Consider the following 26,442-nt stretch of genomic DNA (forward strand, 5'->3'; position numbering starts at 1 on the left):
CCCCCCGCAACCGCCCCACCAACACCTCGACACTGGCGGCATCAAACACATCAGTGCGAAATTCCACGGTCCCGCCGATTCCGTCGGGCTCATCGGCCTCGGTCCAGCGTTCGGACAGGGTGAACGTGAGGTCCATTCGGGCCGTGTGCGTGTCCACCGGCATCGGAGTGACCCGAAGATCGCCCAGAGCCAACCCGGCGGCGGGGTAACCATCCTTTCCGGCGAAGTTCTGCCACGCCAGCAGCACTTGCACAAGCGGGTGATGGGTCAGGCTCCGGCTGGGGTTGAGCCGATCCACCAACGCCTCGAAGGGCACGTCTTGGTGCTCGTAGGCGGCAAGGCTGCGGTGTTGCACCTGGGCCAGCACGTCGGCGACGGTGGGATCTCCGGCGAGCTCCACCCGCAGCACCAGTGTGTTGACGAAGAACCCGACCAGCCCATCCAGCGCGGGATCGCGGCGCCCTGCGACGGGGAACCCGATGGGCACATCACTGCCGGCGCCGAGCTTGGACAGCAGCACCGCGAGGGCGGCCTGCACCACCATGAAACTGCTGGCTTTGTGCTCGCGGGCCAGCCGAGCTATCCGCACCTGGAGTTCGGCCGGCCAGTCCACCTCCACGGTGGCGCCGCGGTAGTCGGCGACCGGCGGGTAGGGCCGATCGGCGGGCAATTGCAGGCGCTCGGGCATCCCGGCCAGATGTTGCTCCCAGTAAGCCAACTCGGCGGCGATCCGGCTGTCGCTGTCGTCGAGGTCGCCCAGCTGCTCGCGCTGCCACAACGTGTAATCGACGTACTGCACGGGCAAATCGGTCCAGCCCGGTTTCTGCCCAACCGATCGGGCGCCGTACGCCACACCGATGTCTGCGGCCAGCACGCTTAACGACCACCCGTCGGCGGCGGAATGGTGCACCACGGCCACCAAGACGTGTTCTTCCTCGCCGAGGCGGAAAAGCCTTGCCCGCAAGGGAATTTCGTTCGCCAGATCAAACTTGTGGCCCGCCGCCGCAGCAATGGCCTCTTCCAGCCCCTCGCCCGACCAGCCGGCAGCATCGGTGATCTGCCAACCAAAGTCCGCCCGCTCGGCGGGCAGCACAACCTGTTGGGGCACGCCATCAGTCGCCGCAAGCAGAGTGCGCAGGCTCTCATGGCGGCCCACCACGTCGGCCAGCGCCACGCCCAACGCCTCGGTATCGAGGCGCCCCTCCAGCCGCAACGCCATCGCCATGTTGTAAACGGGCGACGGCCCCTCGAGTTGATCGATGAACCACAACCGGCGCTGAGCAAACGACAACGGCACCAGCGCAGGCCGCTGCCGCGCGGTCAACGCCGCACCGGCGTGTTTTCCGGCATGCGCGCTGATCCATTCGGCCAACCCGGCCACGGTCGGTGCGTCGAACACCGCCCGGATCGGGACGTCGACACCACGTTCGGCGCGCACGCGCGCCACCAGCCGTGCCGCCGACAGGGAATGCCCACCCAGGTCGAAAAACGACTCGTCGATGCCGACCTGCGTCACCCCGAGCACCTCGCTGAACAGGCCGGCCAGCACCAGCTCTCGGCCATCACGCGGTGCCCGGTAGGCGACCGCAGTGACGAACTCCGGGGCCGGCAACGCCCGCCTGTCCAGCTTCCCGTTGGCCGTCAACGGCAGCGATTCGACCACCATGATCGCCGCCGGGACCATGAACTCCGGCAACCGGCCGGCCACATAGCCACGCAGCTCCGCGGCCCGTTCAATCGCGGCGGGATCGTTGACATGCCCACTCAACGAACCCACCGGGGTAGCCGGCAGGTACACATCCGACCAGACCGCGTCGGTGGCGCGGGTGAAGATCACATCCATCAACCCCGCTATCGGCGACCAAGTCACCGCCGTCGCGTATCCCAGTTGCCGGCCCAGCAGATGACATTGGTGCGGCGACAACGTATCCGGAGTGGATAGCCCGGCGCGCACCGCGCTGACCGCCACGCGCTCGTCGGCGCCGGCCAACGCCGCGGCCAGGGCCACATCGGACCAGATTCCCGCGTGCGGCACCCCGCTCACCCGCAACCCCGGCAACTGCTGGGAGCGCAGAAACTCCCCCAGCACCGACACGCTGCCGAACCGCTCCCACTGCTGCGACGCCAGATCCGCCAGCGAGTGCGCCGCCACCGGCGCCTTGCGCAACACCACCTCATAGCGGTAGCCGCTCAGCTCGTTGGCCGCCCGCATCTGCTTGAGCCGCACATCCACCGCACCGATCTCGGGCACATACTGCGGCAACCCGGCGAAGAATTCGGGCGCCAGCAACAGTTCCTGGTCGGCCAGCATCTCGCGGCGCACCCGCTCACGCACCATCGCCGCGGTGTCCTCACCAACGGTCGTGTCGGCGCACACCACCCCGGTGGTAAACGCCCGCAACAGCGACAGGTTGCGCACGTCGCCGATGAACACCGCGCCGCCCGGTGCCAGCAGGCGCATCGCCAGCGCCAGCACATCCATCAGATAGCCCGCGCTCGGGAAGTACTGCACCACCGAGTTGAGCACGACTACGTCGAAGTGCCCCTGCGGCAACCCCTCTGCCACATCGGCGGGCTGCACCCGCAACCGCACGCGATCAGCCCACGACTGCGAAGCCACCGCCGCTTGCAAACTCCGGATGCTCGGCGCGGAGAAGTCCGTACCCCAATACTCGTCACATTCCGGGGCCAGCTGGGCCAGCAACAGCCCCGAACCCACCCCGATCTCCAACACCCGGTGGGGATGCAACCCGCGGATCCGGTCCACCGCGGCCGCGCGCCAGTCGCGCATCTGCTCCAGCGGAATCGGCGCGCCGGTATAGCTGCTGACCCAGCCCCCGAAATCGTCGCCCAACTCCGCCGGCGCGCCGGACGAATACAGACCCTCGTACACGCCGGACCACTGCTGGACGAGCTGCTTTTCGCGCTCTGGCTCGCGGACCAGCATCATCTGCTGATCCGGCACCACATAGCCCACCAATTGCTCGCCACCCGCGCCGTCCGCACGGGCGATCACCGCCGCCTGCGCCACCCGCGGATGGCCGGCCAACGCCGCCTGGACTTCGCCGAGTTCGATGCGGTACCCGCGGACCTTGACCTGCTCGTCGGCGCGCCCCAGATACTGCAGCTGTCCGTCGGCGCCCCAACACACCAGGTCCCCGGTGCGGTACATCCGCGTCCCCGCCGGGCCGAATGGGCATGCCACAAACCGCGCCGCCGTCAGCCCGGCCCGGCGCAGGTACCCGCAAGCCACGCCCTCGCCCGCCACATACAGCTCGCCGACCACGCCCGCCGGCACCGGCCGCAGCCACCCGTCGAGCACCATCAGGGCCGCCCCGGGCACCGGCGAGCCGATGGGCGCACCCAGTCCCGCCCGCAGCGGCGCACTCGTCGCCGCGTACACCGTGGTCTCGGTCGGGCCGTAGGCGTTGATCATCACCCGGCCGGGCGCCCAGCGGTCCACCACATCGGCCGGGCAGGCCTCACCGGCCACGATCAACGCCGTCGACTCCAGCCCGTCGGGCGACAATGCCGCGACCGCGGAGGGGGTCTGGCACAGGACGCTGACATGTTCGGCGACCAGTAACGCGCGCAAGTCATCCGGGGACCCGGCCACCTCTTCGGGCACCACCACCAACCGCCCGCCGCGCAACAGCGCGCCCCAGATCTCCCACACCGAGACGTCGAAGGCCAGCGAATGCCACTGCGACCAGACGCCTTCGCGGGGCGATCCGGCATCCAGCGTTGCGACCAGCTGGGTCACGCTGCGGTGAGTGACCGCCACGCCCTTGGGGACGCCGGTCGTGCCCGAGGTGTAGATGAGGTGGGCGATGTCGTCGGGGGCCGGTCCGGGTAACGCGCTGCTGGGTTGGCTCGCAACGGCGGGGTCGTCGACATCGATGACCGGCAGCGCGTACCCGTCTAGGCGGGCTCGCAGCCCGGGTGCCGCGATCGCCGCAACCGGCGCGGCGTCGGCGAGCATGAACTCGATGCGGGCCGCCGGAAGCGCGGGGTCGACCGGCAGATACGCCGCCCCGGTCTTGAGCACCGCCGCGAGACCGACGATCGCCTCGGCCGATCGCGAAAACAACAGCGCGACATACTCACCCGGTTGCGCGCCCTGAGCGCGCAGCAGGTGGGCCAACCGGTTCGCGGTCTCGTCGAATTCGCGGTACGTCCACGAACGCTCCCCGCATGTCAGCGCCACCGCGTCGGGGGTACGCGCCACCTGCGCGGCGAATAACTGCGGAATCGACGCCGGTGCGCTCGTCGGGTTGGTCAGCACCGCCCGGTTGCCGAAGGCATCCAACTCGGCGTGCTCACCGCCGGTCAGGACGCCTATTGACGACAACGACCGCCCAGGGTCGGCGATCATCGCCGCCAGCACGCGTTCCAGCCGCCGCGCCAAATCGTCGACATCGGAATTCGTAAACAGATGCCCAGCGCCCGCGGTGCTCAGGAAAAGCTGATCGCCGTCCCTGGTAAACAGCAGCCCGAACTGATCCACGAGGCCGGAATTGGTCAGCGTCGCCGATGCCGGGGAGCCGGCGAGATCGGACATATAGGTGGGCGGGATGAAATTGACGATCACCCGGTTCGGCGTCCGCCCGGAGTCGCGGGAACGGGCGGCCAGCTCCATCGCATGCACCGGGAATCGCTGATGCCGCAACGCCTCTCCCATTCGGGTGCCGACGTGTTCGCAGAAGCTGGCGACCGTCGCGTCCGGCGGAGCCCTGAACACCAGCGGGACCACCCCGGAAACCATCCCGGGCACCAGTCGTGTTTCCGGACGCACCCGCCGGTTTACCGGAAGGTCGAGCACGACGTCTGTGCTTTCCGCGTCATATCCGCGCACGAGCAACGCACACGCCGCCGTGATCACCGCCGAGCGGCGAACCCCCAACTTCTGGGAGAACTCACGAATCCCGGATACGACGACGGGATCCAGTTCAACGGGTGCCGAACACCCATCCGAATCAGTCCCGTCTCCGGCATGCGTTGACCGATAGCGCACTTCGGTTTCCGGCGGCAGGTTTTCAGTCCAATACGCCTGATCGTCGAGATATTCGGCCGACGCCTCGTACTCGAGTTCGGCGTCGATCAGATCGCGCAGCGTGCCGAAGAATGCGGGAGGAATCTGTTGTCCCGAGGCAATTGCGTTGTAAACAGCCGCAATACGATGGCAGAAAAGGCCCAGGCCCAGCCCATCCGCCACGATGTGATGGCAGCACGCAAAGAAATAGAATTCGTCTGACCGGGTCTGCAACAACGCGAACTTGAACAGCGGGCCGCTGAACGGCATCAACGTGCCCTGGATTGAAGCCGCCAACCGATACGCGTCCTGTGCGGGATCCTGCGATCCCACCAGGTCGTAGCGAGCGAGCTCGACGTCCGGATAATCGACGACCCTCTGGAAAACGTGGCCATCCACCTGGAAAACGGAAACCCTGAACGATTCGGCCTCGCGCACCACTTGGCGAACCGCCGACTCGAACAGACGGGCGTCGACCGGACCCGCGATTCGCACCAGCACGCCCAGTTGCCACTTGGCGCCGAACCGACCCGTTTCCTCGGCCAGCCAGATGTCGCGTTGTCCCCGCGTGAGCGGAAATACCCGACTGCTTAGTTCCCCCGAAGTCCCCGACTCCGGCCGGGTCACCTGTTAGAAGACCGCGTTGCTAACAGCCGCTCGCGCAGATTCGTCGGCCGTATATCAGTCCAGTTGAGTTCGATGCGGCCGACGCGAGCGATCCGGTCCGATTTGCCGTGAGCCGTCCCCCAACCGGCCGGCACATCGGCGAAGGTCGGCCACAGGCCGTGTTGCTCCTCGCCATCGACCAAGACCCGAAACCTGCCATCGTCATCGTCAAGCGGATTGAGACTCACCACTTCTCCCAGATCTCCCGAACATCTAGTCGACATGAGTGGAACAAGATGACTACCCTACTTGAGTCCAATAGCGGGTCAACAAGGGGGGTGACCGGGGGTCATCGTGTGATGTCGATCACACCGGAAACCCTGGCCCGCGCGGCCCAAGCCTCGCCTCGGACGACCAGTCCGTCTTAGCCATCGCTGACCGGCCGGGCGTACTTTTCCACCAAATCAGCTGCCGCCGCAGCGCTTTCGGCCGAGGTGGTCATTCGGGCGGCCAGCTCGCGGGCCCGCGCGACGACATCCGGGGCGAGGATCTGGCGCAGGTCCTCGACAAGCGATTGCTCGGTGGCGCTCGAAAAGCGCCGGGCGGTGCCGACGTTCAGGCGTTTGACCCGCGCGCCCCAAATCGTCTGATCGATGTCCGTCGAGAGGATCAGCGTGGGAACTCCGGCGCGCAGCCCCGAGGCCGTGGTGCCCGTGCCGCCGTGATGCACGACGGCGCGACAGGCCGGAAAGATCGTCGCGTAATTCAACGCATTGACGACCTTGACATGCTCGAAACGGCCGGCGTCGCCGAAGTCGGTCCCGGCGGCGCACACCAGCGCACGCTCGCCCAACTGCGCGCAGGCCGCGCCGATCATGGCGATCGTGTCGGCCGGAGACTTGACCGGGGTGCTGCCGAAGCTGAAGAAAATCGGCGGTGTTCCCGCGGCGATCCACGACGCGACGTCGTCATCGGCCGACGTCGGCAAGTCCAGCGTCAGCGCACCGGCAAAACTCCGGTGGCCGTCCCATTCCGCCCATTCGGCTGCCAGCCCGGGAAAGCAGACCTCGTCGAAGGCCTGGATGTCCACCCAGCCGCGCTCGGCGATCCGCCGCGGCAGCGGGCCAGTCGCTTTCGGAAGGCCCAGTGCGGCGCGCTGGGCGTCCTCGAGCTTTTTCGCCGCGCGCCAGGCGACCGACTCGTACACGCGCATCGCTCTACGTCCCACCGGCGCCGGCAGAACGGACAGGAACTGCCCGCTGGCGCGAACGGGAAAGATGTGCACCGTGGCCAGTGGAATGTCGTGGTACTCGGCGACATTGGCTGCGGCCTGCTCGAAATTCAGCCCGCTGACCAGGAGATCGGCACCGTCGGCCAGCGACTTCAGCGAGGCGCAGATCTGATCCCAGCGATGAATGACGGGGTCCGCTATCTCGTGCCGCAGCCTGACCAGGTGCCGGACTCTCCAGAAGTTGCGGAAGAAATCCGTCCAAAAGGTGCGGTGCGCGTCCAGGATGGGCTGCACCTCCGGCCCGAAGGCGACCGCCGCAAGCCCAACCGACTCGGCGAAGCCGACCAAATCGGGTGGGACGGCGATGCGCACGTCGTGCCCGCGGCGCAGCAGCTCACGCCCGATCGCGACGCACGGCTCGACATCGCCGCGGCTCCCGAAGGTTGCAAGCGCGAATTTCATTGCTGGTCTTGGCCTTTCACTTCCGGTGCGGCTAATCGAAGCGGCCTGTCTAGGCCCAGGTGCCTTTGCGCCGGTGGGCGAGTGCGGCGAGTTCGAAGATGAGTTTGCGCGGAACGAAGCGCTGCGCCCTGACTACGCGCCGATAGTTGTCGAACGCGGTGCGCAGGCGCTGTTCGCCGGCCCGGTAGTCGGAGAAGACCTGGTCCAGCTCCTGGTGGCTCCACGTGTCGCCGCCAGCGGCCCGGCGCAGATTGCGGTAGGTCGTGGTCAGCCACTCGGTGCCGAATGGTTCCGGGCATGGGGAACCGTCGGCCCGCTGGTGACGATCGTCGGCGGCGAGGAATTCGTTGATGGCGGGCTCGTCGGGGTTGAGATCGACATCGAGGGTCGTGGAGATGCGTTTGACCTCCCGGCGCCAATCCTCGAGAAGGTAGGAATACTCCACGAACACGCGCGGCCGGCCTCGGGTGTAGCGCTCGGCGAGCAGGCTGTTTTTCAGCCACAGCGCGGCGGCGAGTTCGGGTTTGACGATCGGCATCATCGCGGTGACGGATTTGATGACTTCGTGGGGATGGCGTAGCGCGATCACGGTGCCGACCTGGTAGCCGGCTATACGTGCGGCCTCGAACCACAGCGGGGCGATCGGGGCCATCTGCAAATCCTTGATGACGTAGAGGTCCGACGGCGGCAGCTTCGCGAGATAGGAGTTGATCTCGGCGATGTCGCGTCCGTCGGCGGCTTCTTCGTGGAGGCGCAGGGTGGGGTCGGTGGCGGCGCTGTCGTGGCGGCGCAGGATTTTCTCGTTGAGGTAACTGGCCTGGCGTGGTTCCCAGAAGCCGCGCGGATTGGCTTTGGCGGCGCCGATCATGCCGGGCGGAAGTGCGGCACCAGACAGGGATAGAACGCGCGTCATCGCGGAGGTGCCGGATCGGGCCATCCCGAGCACGAACAAGACGGTTGTCATTGGCCTCTCCTCGATCCCTCGGCTGCCGCACCGCACCGAACCCGGTCAAACGGGGTAATAGTACGTGTGTGTAAAAGCGCTCGCGACAGCGAAGGCCCCGCACCGACGCTGGTGGTCGTCGTCAGCGGTGTGCGACCGGGGGCGCCCCGAGATACGTCCCGGTGAGCGAGAAGTCAGTCAAGGCGGTCGAAAGGTCTTGGCGCAAAGCTTCATTCGAATTGGCATAGCCCGGGTGATGGACGGTGACCGAGATGAAGACCAGGCCCTGCGCGGTGCCCGACAGCACGTACAGGGCTCCGCCCAGACGGTGCATCAACTCCTTGGTCACGCCCCGGTAGGAAAGCCTCGCGGCGAAGAGGTCGGCGTCGGTACCGTCCGGCCGCACGACGGCCGGGCTGATCACCCCGAGGTTGGACGAGACGACGGCGTTGTCGACGAGCCGGACAAGACGCTTGGGCAACAGGCCCAACAGGGGAACGAACGCCAGCACCGCCCGCTCGTCGTCGCGCGACTCCTGATGGCTCGTCAGCGCTCCCTTGACCGCGGTCCGAATCTCGCACAGGTCAGTGGTCGCGGGTGCGGCATCGACCGTGACGGTGAGATGGCTGACCGCGTTGGCGCGCGTGTCCCCGCCGGCGCGCTCATTGACCGGCATCTTCACCAGGACCGACCCGTCCGCGGTGACCCGTCCCATTCGCTTTGCCAGGTGCGCCGCCAGTCCCAGCAGCAGCACGTTGCTGGTCCCGCCCAGCGTGCGGGCACGGGTCTCCCATTCGCCGGCATCGATGAAGACCGTTGCGGTTGGGGGCGTGAGCGGTTCGTCGTAGCCCGCGGGGAGCCGAAGTGGCGTGGTGGACGGCGCGGCTGCGGCGCCCTGGCGCAGGGCACGCCGGGTCAGCCGTGCCGCCGCCGCGGCGCCGCGGCCGAGAGCGGGGATGTCACGCACGGTTTGACCGGCATCTTCGCGCACGGCCTGCCACCGCCGGCGCGACCCGGCGCCGGGCCAGCTGCTCGGGTGATCGCGGCCATCGGCCGCATCCGCCATCGCCTCCAACAACCCGACCCCGTCGACGAGGCAATGCGAGACGGCCAAGCTCACCGCCGCGCCGCCGTCGCTGAAGGGCAGCACAGCAAGGCGCCATTCGGGCCCGGTTCGGGCATCGATCGGTTTGGCGGCCTGCTCGTCGAGCCAGGCGTCGAGTTCCGCACGTGGGCGAGGCGTCGCGGCGATCTCGATCTCGGACGGACGCCCGGCTGATACCCACCGGTGGCGTCCGAACCGCAATCGTGACGGTTCGATGCGGCGGGCCAGCCGTCCCCGCTGGAGATGATGATGAAACCTCCGCAAACCGTCGATGTCGACCGGGTGGCTGTACACCCAGAACGGATGCGGAATCGACGCGACTCCCGTCGCTCGCTCCGCGTCGAACGTGAGCTGGTCGAACGGATCGAGCACGTTGTCCATCGTCGTACCGTACTTCCGGCCGGCGTCTTCCTGACCGCTGGTCCCGGAATTGAGCGTAACCCGTTGCAGCGCAACATTGTTGATCGTCATGCCGGGGGGCGCTCTCGCGGGAATCCTCGCAGGAGCAAACGGCCAAGGTAGTGTGTCCGGCCATGTGGGGCTCGGTGCTGGCGCTGGCACTTGTGACGGCACTGAACCCAGTGCGCCTCACCATCATGCTTCTGGTGATCTCCCGGCCGCGGCCCATTCACAACCTGCTCGCCTACGGCGTCGGCTGCCTGGGCGGGTGCATTCCGGCCGTGGTGGTTCCGCTGACACTGCTGCACGTCACGCCGACGTTCAAATCGCTTGCCGACGATCTGGCGACGGGCACCATCGTCCGGGAGGTCCGGATCGGGATGGGAGTGCTTGCGCTATGCGTCGCCGCGCTGATCATCGTGCGCTCGGTGACCCGCCGGCGTCAGCCCGAACACCAGCCGGTAGGCGGCGACACCTCGACCCGGCTGCTGGACCGCAACACACCACCCATGATGTCGCGGGTGCTGGACCGCGCCCGGGATGCGGCCACCGAGGACAAGCCGGCATTGCGGCGGCTGCTCGGCCGCGTCCACCACGCCTGGGAAAACGGATCCTTGTGGGTCGCGTTCGTGATCGGCTTGGCATTCGGCGGCGTGGAACCCGATGTCGGTCTGCTGCTGTTCGCCATCATCGTGGCCTCGGGAGCCGCGCTCGGCACGCAGGTCGGCGCCGCCATCGCGTTCGTCATCGGGGTGCTCGCGATCGCCGAGGTCACCCTCGTCAGTTACTTGGCCATGCCGGCCAAAACGGAGACACTCCTGCAACGGCTACACGACTGGGCATTGGCGCACCGCCGCAAAATTTTGGTGACGATGATCGCGTTGGGCGGGATGTCGCTGATCGTCGGCGGCATCGGCGGCAGATGAGGCGGGTCAGTTGACAATTCGCGGCGGCCCGGGGTCACCACTCCGTTATAGTCACATCGCGATTAGCCGTAAACGGCCTAAAGCCAGACATATAGCGCAGTTCGCTGCAGCTTAGAGGGAGATTCCGATGCCGCGGGGTGCGCGATGAAATGTGTGCTGGCGAGCTACGGGACGCGTGGCGATGTGGAGCCGTGCGTCGCTGTCGGCCGCGAACTGCTGCGCCGCGGGCACGACGTGCGCATGGCAGTGCCGCCCGATCTGGTCGGCTTCGCCGAGGCCGCTGGACTCACGGCCGTCGCCTACGGACCGGATACGCGCGAGTGGTGGGGCGCGCACCGCGACCTATGGACACGCTCATTCCAGAACTTCTGGAAGGTGCGGGATCTGATCCGGTCGTGGCGCGAGATCGGGGAATCCGTCACCAACTACTGGGCGGAGATCAACGCTACGCTGCGGTCGCTGGCGGACGGCGCCGACCTGCTGATCACCTTTCTGAATTTCGAGCAGCCCGCCGCCAATGTCGCTGAGTATTACGACATTCCGTTGGCCACACTGCATCTCGCCCCGGTACGGGTCAACGGCCAGGTCCTGCCGTTCCTGTCGCCGGCATGGTGCCGCTCCGCGGTAAGGGCGTACGAGTGGGTGGGTTGGCGCGGGATGAAGAAGTTCGACGACGTGCAGCGCCGGGAGCTGGGCCTGCCGAAGGCGACGCGCTCCGCTCCGCGACGGATCACCGAGCGCGGATCGCTGGAAATTCAGGCCTACGAAGAAGTCTGTTTCCCCGGGCTGGCGGCCGAATGGGCGGCATCGATCTCCCAACGCCCCTTCGCCGGCGCGCTGACGATCGAAATGCCCACGGACGCCGATGAGGAGGTCGCGTCATGGATTGCCGCGGGAACGCCACCCATTTTTTTCGGCTTCGGCAGCACCCCGGTCAAATCTCCGGCCGACACGCTCGCCATGATCGGCGCGGCGTGCGCCCAGTTGGGCGAGCGAGCGGTGGTCTGCTCCGGCTGGAGTGACTTCGGCGATCTCCCGCAATTCGACCACGTCAAGGTCGTGGACGCGGTGAACTACGCGGCCGTGTTTCCCACTTGCCGCGCGGTCGTGCACCACGGCGGCATGGGCACCATAGCCGCGGGACTGCGTGCCGGAGTCCCCATGTTGATCCTGTGGACGGCGCCCGATCAAGCACTTTGGGCGGCACAGGTGAAGCGGCTGAAAGTTGGCTTCGGGCGCCGCTTTTCAGCCGCCAGCCAGGAATCGCTGGTTGCGGACCTGCGCACGATCCTCGACGACGACTATGCCGCGCGGGCACGCGACGTGGCCACCCGGACAACGAAACCCACCGAAAGCGTTGCCAACACCGCCGATCTCCTGGAGAACTTCGCTGGCTTGAGACACGCCGGCTGACCAGCGGGCCCCGTGTAGGAAGGCCGTCGACGCCGGCCCGCCGTGCGGACCGGGACCGCGACCCCCGCGGCCGGGAGTCGACAGGGTAGTGTCTCGGCCGGTGTGGGGTTCCGTGCTCGGGATGGCGCTTCTGTGGGCGCTCAATCCCGTGCTTCTCGGCCTCATCCTTCTCCTGATTTCGCGGCCGCGGCCGGTGCAAAGCCTGCTCGCCTGCTGGATCGGTTGCCTGATCACAAACGTTCCCGCCCTGTTGGTCCCGCTGGTGGCGCTGCACGTCATGCCGGCGTTCAGATCTACTGCACATGAATTGGCCACCGCGGGCCCGAATTCCATGGCCCGGCACATCCAACTCGGCCTGGGTGTACTCGGGCTGGCGATCGCAGCGCTGATCGTGGTGCGCTCACGCGCGAGGCGAAGCGCGCCGGCACCGGTCGCCAACTCCTCGACCGTGGTGCTCGACTCAACACCGGCCGCGGTTTCGCTGCCGCGGGGCGGCGAAACCGATGCGGCGAACGAACGCGGATCTGCCATACGTCGGCTGGTCGGCCGTGCCAACGATGCGTGGGAGAACGGGTCATTGTGGGTGGCGTTGGCGGTCGGCATGTCCATCCTGCCGGGCCCGCTGTTGGTCCTGCTCGTAGACACCACCATCGTGGCGTCAGGAGCCCCGATCGGCACGCAGGTGATCGCCGCCATCGCATTCGTCGTCGGAATGCTTGCGGTTTTCGAGATCACCCTGTTGAGCTATCTGCTCACGCCGCAGAAAACCAAAGCGGCGCTGCAACCGCTGCATGAATGGGCGTTGGCCCACCGTGCGCAGGTTTTGGCGGCGATCTTTGCGGTGGTTGCGCTCTCGCTGGTGGCAAGGGGCGCGGGGGCCATCTGACGGGATCACTTGGCCCGCAGGACAAAACCCTTCTGGTCGCCGCGGCCCTGGCTGTTGAGCCGATCCGCGCGCTTTGCCCACTTCCACATTTGCCTTGGCCCGAACATCCGAAGGATCTGCGGGTCGGTCACCCCGACGTCTCTTCGATAGGCTTCGCTCCCCAGAAACTGACCCAGATTCGAATCATCGATCGTCTGTTCCACCCGCAGCCCGGCCCTCTCGGCTGCCAATGCCATTGACTGACACGACGGTATGACGAAATGCCGAGGGGCATCGATCTGCACCCAGTCGGCCGCATAACTGGCCCACGCGTCCGACGAGGTCGTCGGAACGCGAGCCAGGCACATGCCTCCGGCGGCGAGCTTCTCGCGCGCGACCTTGAGCATGGCGACCGGGTCCGGAACATGCTCGAGCGAATGATTGAACATGATGAGATCGAATTCGCCTGTCACCTCGCTGAAATCGCGCTTGAGCAGCGGCACTCCTCGCGGCGTCCGGCCATCGCCCGCGATGAACGGATCCACGCCGCACAAGTCGCTGAATCCGACCCTGGCCAATCGGTCGAGCAGCAAACCGCTACCGCAGCCCACGTCCAGAATCCGCGCGTCACCGTCAAGCGGAAGCGCAGCGAGCATGCCGAGCACGTCTCCACCGAGCAGAAGGCGAAGGATACCGTCGGGCAGGCGCCGGGTCAGCAGACGGCCGACGAGCCGGCCGCCGGCGCGCAACTTGTAGCGGTCCTGCTGGGTGATGAGCCATCGGAGAAGCCGGGGCTCGTTGTACGAGTGATAATTCCGGGGATAGTGGCGCATCAGCTCATCACCCTCGAGCACGCGCACGATTTGTAACGTCTCACATGCGGCGCAAAGGTAGTAGTCGAACCGCTCGCGGGTCCCGAACATCATTTCGCGAACCACAAGAGGCCGATGTGGGCCAGTCGATCCGCATAGGCGGCACTCTTTACTGATCTCGTTCAGTTGAACCTCCAGCAACAGATTGATGCGCGGCAAATCCCTTGAGATACCAGGGATTCGCCCGTGCCCAATCGATGGTGCGACGAATCCCCTCCTCGAGGTCTATCTGGAGGCGCCAACTCAACTCCCGCTGCGCCTTGGTCGAATCGGGGATTCGGCGCGGGATGTCCTCGTAGCGATCCCCGTAACGCGCTGCAGTGTCGACAGTTTCGGCATCCGTCACCGAGGCGACATCCGCGATCTTGATCGCCAGAGCGACGGCGTCGCGCACCGTCGTCTCGGTCATACTGCCGATGTTGAAGGCCGCACCGATCGCCGCGCCGCTCTCGGCCGCGAGCAAGGTTCCGGCGACCGCGTCGTCGACATAGGTGAAGCACCGCGTCTGGTCACCGGAGTCGTAGAGCAACGGCCTGCGGCCATTGAGGATCCGGTGAATGCTCTGCGAAATCACGAAAATCGGAGGTTGCCGCGGGCCATAGACGTTGAAGTAGCGAACCACCGTCACCGGCAACGCGCGGGACGCATGCATCGCGAAGACGAGATGTTCGGCCATGGCCTTGCTGGTGCTGTAGCTCCACCGCGCGGTTCTTGTGGAGCCGAGGACGCGATCGTCGTCCTCGGCGAACGGCGGGTTCGGGTTCTTCCCGAACACCTCGGATGTGCTGGCGAACACCACATGCGCCTGGTGCCGATGGCTCAGTTCGAGGACGTTGCGAGTGCCGGTCACGTTGACATCGAGAACCCGCAGCGGGTCTTTGAGATAGTTTTCGACGCCGACGATCGCGGCCAGGTGGAAGACCCTGTCGACGTCGGGGGTGAGCGCCTTCTCGAGCGCGTCCATATCGGTCACGTCGCCCTGCACGAACCGGAAGTTGGGGTGCCGCTCGAAGTCGAGATCGCAGTCGCGCGTGTCCTTTTGAAGGTCGAACACCGTGACCGAGTCCCCGCGGCCCAGCAACGCGGCGACCAGGTGCGATCCGATGAAGCCGTAGCCGCCCGTCACCACGACATTGGACATGAACGCCCTCTCAGTTCGGGTTTGGGCACGCCTACCGGCCGATGCCCTTGTAGACGAAGCCAGCCGTGCGCACCGCTGCCGGGTCGAAGCTATTCCGCCCGTCGAGGAACACGCACCGGGGCCCCGCCAGGTCCGCGAGCCGGACCAGGGGCATCTGGTGGAACTGTCGGTGGCCCGCGAGGACCACCAACGCGTCCGCATCCTCGACCGCGGTCTCGATGTCTGCGGTCAGGGGGATCTTTGTCACCGTGCGGGCCTCCGCGTCCGTCACCCACGGGTCATGGATGGAGAGCCCGCAGCCGGACTCCTCGAGCAAGTCGACGACGGACTTGGTGGGTGTGAGCCGGCAGTCGCCGGTGTTGTTCTTGAACGCGATACCCAGCACCGCGATCCTGCTCGTCTCGAGCGGCTTGCCCTGATCGGCGAGCAGCTGCTCGAGCAGCCCAAAGGTGTATGCGGGCATTGTGTCGTTGACAGTCCTCGACGTCCGCGGAATCGCCAGCTCCAACCCCACGGACTCGCCCAGATGGTTGACGAACCACGGATCCTTCGTCAGGCAGTAACCGCCGACGCCCATGCTCGGCCGCAAGATGTTCACGTCGCCGCCGCCCTTGGGCATCGTGTTGGCCGCGTCGATGACTTGCAGGGCGTCCATGCCGAGTCTGTCGCATACCTTGGCCAGCTCGTTCGCAAGCGCGACGTTGAGGTCCACCCAGAGGTTGTCGGCCAGCTTGACCATCTCGGCGGTGCGGGGGTTGTCGACGACGACAGAGTCGACTCCGAGTGCATGTCGCCACAGCGTCGCGCAAGCGCGGGCGCTGCGCTCGTCGACGGCGCCGACCACGACGGGAATCGACGTGAGCTCGTGGATCGCTTGGCCTTCGGCGAGCCGCTCGGGGCAGAACGCCAACCCGAAGTCGACGCCGGCGCGTAGGCCCGAGGCCTGTTCCAGGATCGGCAGCACAAGGGTTTCGGTGGTGTCGGGCGGCACCGTGCTCTTGAGGATCACGATGTGGCCCGGCTGCAGGTGCTCCCCCACCGCCCGGGCGGCCGCCTTGATGTCGTCGACGATGGGCTCGTAGCCCGGACCGAGCGGCGTACCGACGTTCACGATCACGAAATCGTTGTCCGCGACGGCGCCGAAATCGGTCGTCGCGCGAAGCCGGCCGATCCGTACGTTGTCAGACACGAGCTCGCTGAGCCCCGGCTCGGGCACGGTGGTCTTGCCCAGGTTGATCTCGTCGACGACGCTCTGCCTCACGTCGATCCCGGTCACCGGCCAGCCTCGGTCCGCCAGCACGGCACCGATCACGGTGCCGATGTAGCCGAAGCCGACCACCGCGATCCCCGACTGTTGGCCACGCACCAGGAAGTCGACCTCGGCGTCGGTACGCCCGAATACGCATGCCGGCATTGACCCGCCCATCTAGCGTCATTCCGCTCACTGCACAGACGTGCAATAGGGTGCCATGCCCGCCCAGGCATCGCGCATCCGGGGCCGATGCTCAGCTCACGGTCGGCGCGCGGCGAGACCTTCCAAAAGGTCCGCGGCGGCGGCAATGCTTTCGCCGGATTTGGTCATCCGGGCCGAGATCTCACGAGCCCGGGCGACGCATTCCGGGGCCAGGACGCGGCGCAGGTCGGCAACCAGCGATTCGCGGGTGGTGCTCGAAAACCGCCGAGCAGAACCGACTTTCAGCCTTTTGACCTGATTTCCCCAAAGCGTCTGATCGCCGAAGGTCGGAAGGACCAACGTCGGAACTCCGGCGCGCAGACCCGCCGCCGTGGTGCCGGTGCCGCCATGGTGCACGACCGCGCGGCAGGCGGGAAAGGCGGCCGCGTAGTTCACCGCACCCACGGTCTTGACGTGCTCGAGATGCGGAACGTCGCTGAAGTCGGTCTCTGCGGAACAGATCAACGCCCGCTCGCCGATCTCCGCGCAAGCCGCGCCGATCATGGCCACCGTTTCGGCGGGAGACTTGACCAGCGTGCTGCCGAACCCGAAGAAGATCGGCGGTGTTCCCGCGGCGATCCATGACGCGACCTCCGCATCGGCTTCGGTGGGCAATTCGATCGTCAGCGCACCGACGAAGGGGCGTTGCCCCTCCCACTTCGCCCATTCGGCCGCCAGCCCGGGAAAGCACACGTCGTCGTATGCCTGGATTTCCAGCGCTCCGCGTTCGGCGATCCGTCCCGACCACAGGCCCGTTTCCTTCGGTAGCCCGAGTTCGCGACGCTGCACGTCATCACGCCTCTTCATCATGGGCCAACTCAGCCGCTCGGACAGGAGCATCGCGGAACGGCCCACCGGCGTCGGCAGGCCCGGAAGGAGCTGGCCGTTGGCCCGTATCGGGAAGGTGTGCAGCATCGCCAACGAAACGTCGTAGTACTCAGCGATGTTGGCCGCGGACTGCTCACCAATGGCGCTGGCGACCAGCACGTCTGCCCCGTCCCCCAGCGACATCAGCGTCTTGTTGATCTCCTCCCAGAGCTGGTTGAACAGCTCCCGATCTTCGCGGATTGCGCCTTTGAGCTCGCGGACCTTCCAGGGCGCGCGGAACAACCGCGTCAAAAGGTCGCGGTGGACGTCCTGCCAGGCCCGCGCATCCGGCCCGTAGGCGGTCGCCGTAAGGCCCGCCGACTCAACGAAGCCAACCAGGTCGGGCGCGACGGCCATACGCACGTCGTGCCCTCGGCGCAACAGCTCACGACCGACAGCTACACCGGGCTCGGCATCGCCGCGCGTTCCATAAACGGCCAACACAAATTTCATCGCGGAGGTTTCGGCCTTTCGGTGATCGTGCGGCGGAGGGGCATCAGTCATGATGCCTGGTTATCCGGCCGGCCGGCCGGCTGGGCGGGCGCCGAAAGGCTGCGGCGCACCGGCGCCGACGCACCATCGCCGCTCGCGCGAGTCGGCAACGCGCTCGAAAAGCCCTGTCGCACCGCGCTATTCGAGCCGGCCGATGCCGTTGCCAACCAGTCGACCGAGGCGAAAACGGCCCTCTGCGCAAAGGCGCAAACCGCTTGATCCCGCACCGCGCCGGCCGACAGGCTGGCTCGGCTACCCTCATCTGATGAATTGGCCTGGCCGGGCGCGCGCATTCGTTGAGGCCCTCGCATCACGCGGTGATGCGAGGGCGGACAACCGGCTCGCGCTGGTGGATCAAGGCTTGTTTGCCGGCCACCGCGCCGCCGGTCTGAACCTCGTCATCCAATGCGTATGGATTTATGAGCACGCTATCGACTTCGCCGAACTGCGAAGTTTTCACCGCAATCTCAGCCACGGGCTGGTGGGACGCCGCATCGAGCGCTCGCCACTGCCGTTCGGCCGGCCGCGCTGGGTCTTGGAGCGTGGACCGTCGGACATCGATGTCGCAGACTACGCGCGCCCACGAACCGAACTCAGCGACTGGGCCGACGAACGCTCACAACTGCCGATCGATGCAGAACAGGGCAGCGGCTGGCATCTTGGCGTGCTTCCTCTTACCGACGGCTCGACCGCGGTCAGCTTGGTCCTTTCCCACTACCTGCTCGACGGCCTCGGGCTCGCCCTTGCAGTTGTCGATGCCGCCCTGGGCAACCGTGCCGCCCTTGACTATCCACTCCCGGGATCACGTACTCGTGCGCGCGCGGCGGTGCAGGACGCCCGCGAGACCGCGCGCGACGCCCCAGACGTGGCCCGGGCTCTCGTCGTGGCGATGAAGGTGGCCCGTCGTGCGCGGCGCGAGCTCGCACGGTCGCCGGCCCCGCGAGCCGTCCCGCTCCGCGCGTGTGAGGGCGATGACCCTATCGTCGTGCCGGCCGCATGGATCCAGATCGACGCGGCCGAATGGGACGCCCGCGCAAAGGAACTCGGCGGAACGGGTAAGACGCTGGTCGCGGCGTTCGCCGCGAAGTTCGCTGAGCACGCGGGGCGTCGGCGTGACGGTGACGGTGTGGTCACCTTGCATCTGCCGATGAACGACCGCACTGAGGGTGACATGCGTGCAAACGCAATGTCGATTGCGATCGTCCGCGTCGATCCGACACGGGTAACGACGGACTTGAGTGACCTTCGTGCCGGGATCACGCGGGCGCTGGCCACGCTGCGGGAGACTCCGGACGAGGCGCTGAAGTTACGCTCGCTGATCCCGTTCACCCCGAAGCAGGCGCTGAAACGGATGGTCGACGCGGGATTCACCGACCCCGACGCGCCGATGCTCTGCTCCAACCTCGGCGACTTCGACCCGTTGGTGTGCCGCCTCGACGGCACCTACGGCGAACTTGTCATGACCCGGGCGACCGGGCAGCACGTGACGCGACAGTGGCTCGAGCAGACCCGCGGTCAAATGACCCTCCAGTCTTGGCGCAGCGGCGGCTCGAAGATCTATCTCACCATCAACGCCTACCAACCCGGTGCCGAGAACACCAAGCAAGCTGTGCGTGAGCTGGCTCGGCGCACCCTTGCCGAGTTCGATCTGACCGGCGAGATCGACTAGGAACTCGCAGCCTTCACCTTGGATCGATGGTGCTCGACGACCAAGCGGGCGATCTCGACCAGTTTCGTGTCGGACTTTTGCGAGAGACGGGTCAGTAGCCTGAACGCCTGCAGCCTGGTCAAGTCCAACCAGTGCATGAGTATGCCTTCGGCCTCGCCGATGACGTCGCGGGTAGCCAATCCGGCCGCGAACTGTGCTTCCGCTGCGGCCCCGAACATGGCCACCGCGGCGTGCTGGGCCAGCACCTTGCCCTGGACGATCGAGTCCGACGTGAAGGCGCAGCTCTTGTCGCTGTAGATGTTGAGCGCGCCAAGGGTGTTGCCCTCGACGAAGAGCCGGAACGACAACAGGCTGAGAAAGCCCTGTTGCCGTGCCGCATGGACATATCTGGGCCAGCGCGGATCGGTGCGCATGTCATCAACCAGCACGGTGCGGTGGCCTCGTAACGACGTCAAGCACGGCCCGTCATTGAGCTCGGACTGCATCTCGTCAAGCTCCGCCACAGCGGGGCTGGTTGGGACTTTCGGCATGACGGTCTCGCCGTCGACCAGCGAGATGCCCGCCCACCGCGCCCCAGGAACGATCCGCGCCGCGGAATGGACGATCGATTGCAGCGTGTCCGGAGATCCCCGATCGAACTGCAGTTCAGCGGCGAGGTCCGCGAACGCTTCGGCCAGGTTTTCGTGGCCCAAAGGCATACTCATTTACTTACCCGATTCGACCCGGCCAAATTCAACGGCACGCCGGGGGTTCAGCGGAATTGTTAGACATGTATATAACCGGTCAGGTTACCGCGTTGATCCCAGCAGCGCATCCGCCGCGTCGATTCGACGGGCGCGAGCCACCCGTTGCCGAGCCGCGCGGCGAAGATCCGCCGCCAATCAGAGGTCGGGAGGGCCGGGGCCTTCGTACCGCCTGTTTTCCACGCGAAGTCAAGACCGTCCATACACGATTGCACGGTGAATCGCTTCTCCGACTCGGTCACCGAATGGCAACTGCTGGATATCGATTCGCGCAACAACATAGGAGTTCGACGTGACATAGCTCACGATCGACGGAGCAATTCGCGGCGCCCTAACCGCAGAGGTGGTACCTGATGTTCTGTCGGCTTGGTCGTGTGGCTGGTGCCGTCGCCGGGGCTGCCGTGCTGGTGCTGTCGGCGTTCACCGCGCCGAAAGTGTCCGCCGCCGTGGTGATGAGCCCGAATTTGTTGATGAATCCGGGTGCCGAGTTCGGTGACCCGTCGTTGTCGGCGTACAGCTCGGTGTCCATCCCGGGGTGGACCGTGACCGGCACACCGACCGTCATCAAGTACGGCACCATGCGCCGGCTGCCGTGGCCACTGGGGTCGCCCGGCCCGACTCTGCCAGCGGCCCTGGGATTTCCGCGGCCCCAGAATGGGCCGCCCGACGGCGCGGCGCAATTCTTCGGCGGTGGGAATGTGGCGACGTCGACGCTCACCCAATTCGTCGATCTGTCCGGTGCGGCGCCGCAAATCGACACCGGCACAGTGCCATACATGCTGAGCGGATGGCTCGGCGGCTTCCTTGAAGACCCGTCCGAAGCGTCGGTCACCGTCACTTTCACTGCCGCCGACCACCAAACGCCGCTGGGCGCCGGCAAGATCGGGCCGGTCACTGTGCTGGACCGCCGCTTGAAAACCGCGCTCCTGCAACGCGAGACGACCGGGATGATTCCCCGGGGAGCCCGCGGCGCGAACGTGGTGGTCACCCTCAAAGACAGAAACCCGGTGATCGGCAACTACAACAACGCCTACGCCGACAACATCTCGTTGACCGTCGGCGCCCCGTTGCCTGTCCCGCCGCCGCCGACACCGCCGGCGTCGAAAGTCGGCCCCCTCGACCACGTATTCATGATCTATCTCGAAAACCATGGCGTGAAAGACATCGTCGGCAGCCGTAATGCGCCATACACCAACGGCCTCATCAACAACTACGGGTACGGCAAAAATTACTACGCGCAAACGCATCCGAGCCTTCCGAACTACTACCCGATCCTCGGCGGCTCCGATTTCAGCTTCAACTACAACTGCGAGCTGGACTGCTTCGACAAACCCAACCTGGTCGACAACATCGAAGCGGCGCACGGGGGTTGGGCCTCCTACGAGCAATCCATGCCGCAGCCATGCTTCAAGCAGTCCGCGGGTCCCTACAGCCCCGGTGAACTACCGTTCCTCGCCTTCCACGACATCGTCGCCAATGACGCTCGCTGCCAGGCGCACGTGCTGCCGCTGGAGCGGATGGCCACGGATCTCGCTTCGCCGGCCACCACCCCGAACTACGTGTGGTGGGCGGCCGACGAAGACCACAACATGGAAGGCCCCGTCAACCTCGAGTTCATCCTGAGCCTGCTGACGACCCACCAATACAACATCAAGGCCGGCGACCAGTTCCTCGCGGCCACGCTGCCCACGATCCTGAACTCACCCGCATTCCAAACGCAGCGCAGCGCCATCTTCATCACGTGGGACGAGGACTACAACAACCTGTCACTGGGCATCGGCAACGAAGGCAACCACGTCCCCATGATCGTCATCCCATCACCGAATTCCGGTATGCGCCAAGGTCACATCGTTGCCACCAACTACAACAACCATTACAGCTTGCTCCGCACGATCGAAGACTCACTGCAACTTCCCAGGCTCACAAACAATGACAAATTCGCCCAGCCGATGAACGAATATTGGCAAGCGGGCTGAAGCGGAGGTTGCCACCCGATGCGGCGGATGAGTCCTAATGCGCATCTGGATTCAGCGCCGAGCAATCGGTTGGGTGTCATTCTTGCACCGTTTGCCTGCGCATTTTGCCAATGAACGAGTGAGCCGCCGCGCTCACCGGGCATCCGACTATGCCGACATCGCTCAACGGTTATCAAAAAGTGACTATTCGCGGCCGGAATTTGGCGCGTCGTTGGGTCGAGTCGACGGAGTCCTCTCATACGCTCTGTGCATGTCGCCGCGTTACCGGGGCGGTTGCGTCGGCCTGCCGGGCGCAAGCCGAAGATTGGAGAACTGACGTGTCACATCTACAGCAAGCCGTTTTTGTGACGTTGGCGCTGCTGGCCCCAATCTGCGCGGCGAGGCGGCCGATCGCGTGGTTTGCTCGCTGCCGTGGAATGAAGAAGAGCCGGTTACGGACCCAGCGCCGACAGCACCCCAGGCCACTCGCAGCTGCCCGGTCGGGCGCCCGGTCGGTCGATCGCGGATATCGCCGCGAAGCCTTGGTTCGTAAAACCGAATTGGTCGAAAGTCGGCCGATTAGCGAGTCGGTGCGGTACGCGAAATGGCGACCGCCGATGGCGAGCTAGTCGCGGGAATCATCCGGCCGGGCGTTCCGCTCATTCGCGAGTTTTCCTAAGGACAGCCGACAAGCGTGCAGCGCAGCGGTTACGCTTACTTGCGTGGCGGCCAAGAAATGTGGTGCCCCACCCACACGCCCAGACGGCTCGTCGGAGCGCCCGGACTGCGTGGCCGTGGCGCGCGCCCAGTCACGCGACCGCAATCAGCATTACGCCGACAGCGCCGCACGCCAGTATCGAGTGCTCACGATCGCTGCCTGGCTGGCGGTCATCGTCAGCACCAATTTCGTGGTGCTGCAGGTGGTCACCGGTGCCTGGATATGGCAGATGCTTGTCCTGAACGTCGTCGCGGCCTTGATCTTCGCGAGCGTGCCGTGGCTGCACCGCTTCGGTGACCTGGTCGCGCCGCTGACCTTCATCGGCGCGGCCTACGTCACCGTGTCCGCCAGCTGTTGGGATGCGGGCACGTCCTCGGGCTCGCAATATTTCTTGGTGGTGGGTGCGTGCCTGGTGGTGTTGCTGCTGGGCCTCGAACACATCGTCTTGGCGGCAGGCCTGGCGGCGATCGCCGCGGGCCTCGTCATCGGGTTGGAGTTCCTCGTGCCCCGCAACACTGGTCTGGTGCCCGCGTGGGCACAGTCCATGATGTTCATCGTCACCATCGTCTCCGCCTGCGTCATGGTGTTCATCACGGTGTGGTACGCGCTGCGCGACACGCAGCGCGCCGAGGCGGTGATGGAATCCGAGTTCCAGCGGTCGGAGGCGCTGCTGGCCAACATGCTCCCGGGCAGCATCGCCGAGCGTCTCAAGAGCGCCGACGGAAACGTCATCGCCGACAAGTACGACGAGGCCTCCGTTTTGTTCGCCGACATCGTCGGCTTCACCGAACGCGCCAGCAGCACAGCCCCGGCCGACCTGGTGCGGTTCCTGGACCGGCTGTACGGCGCCTTCGACGAGTTGGTCGACAAGCACGGCCTGGAGAAGATCAAGGTCAGCGGAGACTCCTACATGGTGGTCAGCGGGGTTCCACGGGTGCGGCCGGATCACGCCTCCGCGCTGGCCGATTTCGCGATCGATATGGCCAATGTCGCTGCCACGCTGCATGATCCGTATGGCGGGGCCGTCCCATTGCGGGTGGGCATGGCCTGCGGGCCCGTCGTGGCCGGTGTGGTGGGCTCGCGCCGGTTCTTCTACGACGTGTGGGGCGACGCGGTCAACGTCGCGTCGCGGATGGAGTCCACCGATTCGGTGGGCCGGATTCAAGTGCCCGAGGCGATGTACGAGCGCCTCAACAACGACTTCGTTCTGCAAGAACGCGGCCGCATCGAAGTCAAGGGCAAGGGCGTTATGCGCACCTGGTATCTAATCGGCCGCACGGCAGGCGAAGAGCCCACCGACCTGCGTGCCGAGGATCCCCGCACGGTCCACGTCTGACCAAAGTCCCTGTACCACGGCGCACGTTTGTGCCAGACTGCGGCCATGACTATCTCCCCTGGCACTCCTGGAACCCACCCCGTTCCGAGCTTGCTGCCGCATCTGTGGAAATCCGCTCTGCTGTCGGGAATGCTGTCGCTTGTCGTTGGTGTCCTGGTGTTGGCGTGGCCGGGAATTTCCATCCTGGTCGCCGCCGTCGCCTTCGGCGTTTATCTACTGATTACCGGTATCGCGCAGGTCGTCTTCGCGTTCTCACTTCACGTCTCGGCGGGAAGCCGGATCCTGCTGTTCATCAGTGGCGCGGCGTCGCTGATTCTGGCGTTGCTGGCTTTCCGCCATTTCGGCCAGGGATATGCAATCCTGCTGCTGGCCATCTGGATTGGCATCGGATTCATCTTCCGCGGTGTCGCAACAACGATTTCGGCGATCAGTGACCCGCACCTTCCCGGACGGGGCTGGAACATCTTCGTCGGCGCGATCAGCCTGATCGCCGGCATCGTCGTCCTGGCGTCACCTTTCGATTCCATCGTCACCCTGGCCATCGTGGTCGGCGCGTGGTTCGTGGTGATCGGCGTGTTCGAGATCGTCTCGTCGTTCGGAATCCGTAAGGCGTCCAAGACCCTCGCCGGCTGAGGGGGCGCGGGTAGCGCTGGCGCCGACATATCTACTACACTCTGTCGTAGCCGTTGATCGGGCCTCCGCAGTCTCGGGAGATGACAGATGAATGTCGTCGATATTTCGCGGTGGCAGTTCGGTATCACTACCGTCTACCACTTCATCTTCGTGCCGCTCACCATCGGTTTGGCGCCGCTGATCGCCATCATGCAAACGGTGTGGGTGGCCACCGGTAACACCGCCTGGTACCGACTGACCAAGTTCTTCGGCAAGCTGTTCCTGATCAACTTCGCCATCGGCGTGGCAACGGGGATCGTCCAGGAATTTCAGTTCGGCATGAACTGGTCTGAGTACTCGAAGTTCGTCGGCGACATCTTCGGCGCGCCCCTGGCGATGGAGGGCTTGTTCGCTTTCTTCTTCGAGTCCACGTTCATCGGGTTGTGGATCTTCGGCTGGAGCCGACTGCCGAAACTGATACACCTCGCCTGCATCTGGATTGTCGCGTTCGGGGTCAACGCGTCGGCTTTCTTCATCATCGCGGCGAACTCGTTCATGCAGCATCCGGTCGGCGCGCACTACAACCCGGCGACGCGTCGCGCCGAGCTGGACGACATCTTCGCCCTGCTGTCCAATAACACGGCGCAGGCGGCGTTTTCGCACACCATAACCGGGGCGTTGCTGGTTGCCGGCACCTTCGTCGCCGCCGTCAGCGCTTGGTGGATGGTGCGCTCACGCGAGCCAGGGTCGGTCGCGCCCGATGCGCAAACCGACGCCCGCACCATGTTTCGTCCGGCGGCCATCCTCGGCTGCGGGGTGGTGTTGCTCGCCGCGATCGGCTTGTTCTTCACCGGTGACCGTCAGGGCAAGCTGATGTTCGTGCAGCAGCCGATGAAGATGGCGTCGGCCGAGGGGTTGTGTCACACGCAGACCGATCCCGACTTCTCCGTGCTGACGATCGGAACGCACAACAACTGCGGCAGCGTCGCCGAAGTCATCAAGGTGCACTATGTGCTGCCGTTGCTGGCCGAGGGCAAGTTCAGCGGCGTGACGTTGCGCGGGGTCGACGATTTGCAACAGGATTACCAGCAGCGCTTCGGACCCGACGACTATCGGCCGAACCTGTTCGTCACCTACTGGTCGTTCCGGGCGATGATCGGGCTCCTGGTGATCCCGGTGTTGTTTGCCCTGACCGTGTTGTGGGTTACCCGCGGTGGGCGAACACCCAGGAGCCGCTGGATGTCCTGGTTCGCGCTGCTCACCATTCCCACGCCGTTCCTGGCCAACATTTCGGGGTGGGTATTCACCGAGATGGGCCGTCAGCCATGGGTGGTGGCGCCCAATCCCACTGGGGATCAATTGGTTCGGATGACGGTCCGCGAAGGAGTGTCGAATCATGTGCCCGGCATGGTGATTACCTCGCTGGTGACTTTCACCCTCGTCTACGCGGTGCTCGCGGTCCTGTGGTTCTTCTTGCTCAAACGTTACGTGGTCGAAGGGCCACTGGAACACGATGCGGAACCCGCTCCCCCGCAGGCCCCCAGCGATGACGAGGTGGCACCTCTGTCCTTCGCGTACTGACAACGACCTAGCCCGACGCCG

Annotated in this window: 19 protein-coding genes; 9 read left to right on the plus strand and 10 right to left on the minus strand. The window is 65.7% G+C overall.

Features of this window, described 5'->3' with window-relative positions; all coding sequences use genetic code 11:
• The 5 genes from AC5Y30_RS24050 to AC5Y30_RS24070 all read right to left on the minus strand — a co-directional run.
• The coding region (locus AC5Y30_RS24050; protein ID WP_499921598.1) for an amino acid adenylation domain-containing protein at positions 1-5,659 on the minus strand (5,659 nt) is incomplete at its 3' end.
• Complete coding sequence (locus tag AC5Y30_RS24055) at positions 5,656-5,886, minus strand: MbtH family protein (RefSeq protein WP_499921599.1); 231 nt, start codon at positions 5,884-5,886, stop codon at positions 5,656-5,658. The genes AC5Y30_RS24055 and AC5Y30_RS24050, both read right to left, overlap by 4 nt.
• Before the next feature lie 176 nt (positions 5,887-6,062).
• Positions 6,063-7,331: a glycosyltransferase gene (locus AC5Y30_RS24060; protein ID WP_499921600.1), complete on the minus strand. Its 1,269-nt coding sequence runs from the start codon at positions 7,329-7,331 to the stop codon at positions 6,063-6,065.
• Between the two features lie 49 nt (positions 7,332-7,380).
• Complete coding sequence (locus AC5Y30_RS24065; RefSeq protein ID WP_499921601.1) at positions 7,381-8,295, minus strand: sulfotransferase family protein; 915 nt, start codon at positions 8,293-8,295, stop codon at positions 7,381-7,383.
• A 121-nt stretch (positions 8,296-8,416) separates the two neighbouring features.
• Positions 8,417-9,850 (minus strand): wax ester/triacylglycerol synthase domain-containing protein, encoded by a 1,434-nt coding sequence (locus tag AC5Y30_RS24070; RefSeq protein WP_499921602.1) that lies wholly within the window; start codon positions 9,848-9,850, stop codon positions 8,417-8,419.
• 62 nt (positions 9,851-9,912) lie between these two features.
• On the opposite strand from AC5Y30_RS24070, the gene AC5Y30_RS24075 reads away from it, so the two are divergent.
• From AC5Y30_RS24075 to AC5Y30_RS24085, 3 genes are all read left to right on the plus strand, one after another.
• A complete protein-coding gene (locus AC5Y30_RS24075) occupies positions 9,913-10,704 on the plus strand; it encodes a GAP family protein (protein ID WP_499921603.1) in 792 nt (263 codons plus the stop codon).
• Positions 10,705-10,848: 144 nt separating this feature from the next.
• Entirely contained in the window at positions 10,849-12,117 is a 1,269-nt protein-coding gene (locus AC5Y30_RS24080) for a glycosyltransferase (protein WP_499921604.1), read from the plus strand.
• Between the two features lie 100 nt (positions 12,118-12,217).
• Complete coding sequence (locus AC5Y30_RS24085) at positions 12,218-13,003, plus strand: GAP family protein (protein WP_499921605.1); 786 nt, start codon at positions 12,218-12,220, stop codon at positions 13,001-13,003.
• Between the two features lie 5 nt (positions 13,004-13,008).
• On the opposite strand, the gene AC5Y30_RS24090 is transcribed toward AC5Y30_RS24085, so the two are convergent.
• The 4 genes from AC5Y30_RS24090 to AC5Y30_RS24105 form a co-directional block, all read right to left on the minus strand.
• On the minus strand, positions 13,009-13,980 hold the full coding sequence (locus AC5Y30_RS24090; RefSeq protein WP_499921734.1) for a class I SAM-dependent methyltransferase: 972 nt from the start codon (positions 13,978-13,980) through the stop codon (positions 13,009-13,011).
• Positions 13,964-14,995, minus strand: a complete 1,032-nt coding sequence (locus tag AC5Y30_RS24095; RefSeq protein WP_499921606.1) for an NAD-dependent epimerase/dehydratase family protein — start codon at positions 14,993-14,995, stop codon at positions 13,964-13,966. The genes AC5Y30_RS24090 and AC5Y30_RS24095 overlap by 17 nt, the downstream gene beginning before the upstream one ends.
• Before the next feature lie 31 nt (positions 14,996-15,026).
• The gene (locus AC5Y30_RS24100; protein ID WP_499921607.1) at positions 15,027-16,421 is read right to left on the minus strand and encodes a nucleotide sugar dehydrogenase; all 1,395 of its coding nucleotides are present in this window, start codon (positions 16,419-16,421) and stop codon (positions 15,027-15,029) included.
• A gap of 84 nt (positions 16,422-16,505) precedes the next feature.
• Positions 16,506-17,768, minus strand: a complete 1,263-nt coding sequence (locus tag AC5Y30_RS24105; protein WP_499921736.1) for a glycosyltransferase — start codon at positions 17,766-17,768, stop codon at positions 16,506-16,508.
• Between AC5Y30_RS24105 and AC5Y30_RS24110 the strand changes: the two genes are divergently transcribed.
• Both AC5Y30_RS24110 and AC5Y30_RS24115 read left to right on the plus strand, forming a co-directional pair.
• On the plus strand, positions 17,682-18,026 hold the full coding sequence (locus tag AC5Y30_RS24110) for a hypothetical protein (protein ID WP_499921748.1): 345 nt from the start codon (positions 17,682-17,684) through the stop codon (positions 18,024-18,026). The two genes, AC5Y30_RS24105 and AC5Y30_RS24110, sit on opposite strands and share 87 nt — an antisense overlap.
• A 46-nt stretch (positions 18,027-18,072) precedes the next feature.
• Positions 18,073-19,476, plus strand: coding sequence for a hypothetical protein (locus AC5Y30_RS24115; RefSeq protein WP_499921608.1), 1,404 nt, complete (start codon positions 18,073-18,075; stop codon positions 19,474-19,476).
• Here AC5Y30_RS24115 and AC5Y30_RS24120 read toward each other — a convergent pair.
• Positions 19,473-20,180 (minus strand): GAF and ANTAR domain-containing protein, encoded by a 708-nt coding sequence (locus AC5Y30_RS24120; protein ID WP_499921609.1) that lies wholly within the window; start codon positions 20,178-20,180, stop codon positions 19,473-19,475. The two genes, AC5Y30_RS24115 and AC5Y30_RS24120, sit on opposite strands and share 4 nt — an antisense overlap.
• 413 nt (positions 20,181-20,593) lie before the next feature.
• Between AC5Y30_RS24120 and AC5Y30_RS24125 the strand changes: the two genes are divergently transcribed.
• The 4 genes from AC5Y30_RS24125 (at position 20,594) to AC5Y30_RS24140 (ending at position 26,421) form a co-directional block, all read left to right on the plus strand.
• Positions 20,594-22,195 carry an alkaline phosphatase family protein gene (locus tag AC5Y30_RS24125; RefSeq protein WP_499921610.1) on the plus strand — a complete coding sequence of 534 codons (1,602 nt, stop codon included), beginning with the start codon at positions 20,594-20,596 and terminating at the stop codon, positions 22,193-22,195.
• 701 nt (positions 22,196-22,896) lie between these two features.
• Complete coding sequence (locus AC5Y30_RS24130) at positions 22,897-24,228, plus strand: adenylate/guanylate cyclase domain-containing protein (protein ID WP_499921611.1); 1,332 nt, start codon at positions 22,897-22,899, stop codon at positions 24,226-24,228.
• A gap of 27 nt (positions 24,229-24,255) precedes the next feature.
• On the plus strand, positions 24,256-24,861 hold the full coding sequence (locus AC5Y30_RS24135; protein ID WP_499921612.1) for an HdeD family acid-resistance protein: 606 nt from the start codon (positions 24,256-24,258) through the stop codon (positions 24,859-24,861).
• Between the two features lie 87 nt (positions 24,862-24,948).
• The gene (locus AC5Y30_RS24140; RefSeq protein ID WP_499921613.1) at positions 24,949-26,421 is read left to right on the plus strand and encodes a cytochrome ubiquinol oxidase subunit I; all 1,473 of its coding nucleotides are present in this window, start codon (positions 24,949-24,951) and stop codon (positions 26,419-26,421) included.
• The last annotated feature ends 21 nt before the right edge of the window (positions 26,422-26,442 follow it).

The sequence above is a fragment of the Mycobacterium sp. NGS27 genome, assembly GCF_059813005.1.

Excerpts from the sequence above, each read along its gene's own strand:
- AC5Y30_RS24060 (WP_499921600.1), bottom strand. The coding sequence starts at position 7,331 with ATGAAATTCGCGCTTGCAACCTTCGGGAGCCGCGGCGATGTCGAGCCG.
- AC5Y30_RS24065 (WP_499921601.1), bottom strand. The coding sequence starts at position 8,295 with ATGACAACCGTCTTGTTCGTGCTCGGGATGGCCCGATCCGGCACCTCC.
- AC5Y30_RS24070 (WP_499921602.1), bottom strand. The coding sequence starts at position 9,850 with ATGACGATCAACAATGTTGCGCTGCAACGGGTTACGCTCAATTCCGGG.
- AC5Y30_RS24075 (WP_499921603.1), top strand. The coding sequence starts at position 9,913 with ATGTGGGGCTCGGTGCTGGCGCTGGCACTTGTGACGGCACTGAACCCA.
- AC5Y30_RS24080 (WP_499921604.1), top strand. The coding sequence starts at position 10,849 with ATGAAATGTGTGCTGGCGAGCTACGGGACGCGTGGCGATGTGGAGCCG.
- AC5Y30_RS24095 (WP_499921606.1), bottom strand. The coding sequence starts at position 14,995 with ATGTCCAATGTCGTGGTGACGGGCGGCTACGGCTTCATCGGATCGCAC.
- AC5Y30_RS24100 (WP_499921607.1), bottom strand. The coding sequence starts at position 16,421 with ATGGGCGGGTCAATGCCGGCATGCGTATTCGGGCGTACCGACGCCGAG.
- AC5Y30_RS24105 (WP_499921736.1), bottom strand. The coding sequence starts at position 17,768 with ATGAAATTTGTGTTGGCCGTTTATGGAACGCGCGGCGATGCCGAGCCC.
- AC5Y30_RS24115 (WP_499921608.1), top strand. The coding sequence starts at position 18,073 with ATGAATTGGCCTGGCCGGGCGCGCGCATTCGTTGAGGCCCTCGCATCA.
- AC5Y30_RS24120 (WP_499921609.1), bottom strand. The coding sequence starts at position 20,180 with ATGAGTATGCCTTTGGGCCACGAAAACCTGGCCGAAGCGTTCGCGGAC.
- AC5Y30_RS24140 (WP_499921613.1), top strand. The coding sequence starts at position 24,949 with ATGAATGTCGTCGATATTTCGCGGTGGCAGTTCGGTATCACTACCGTC.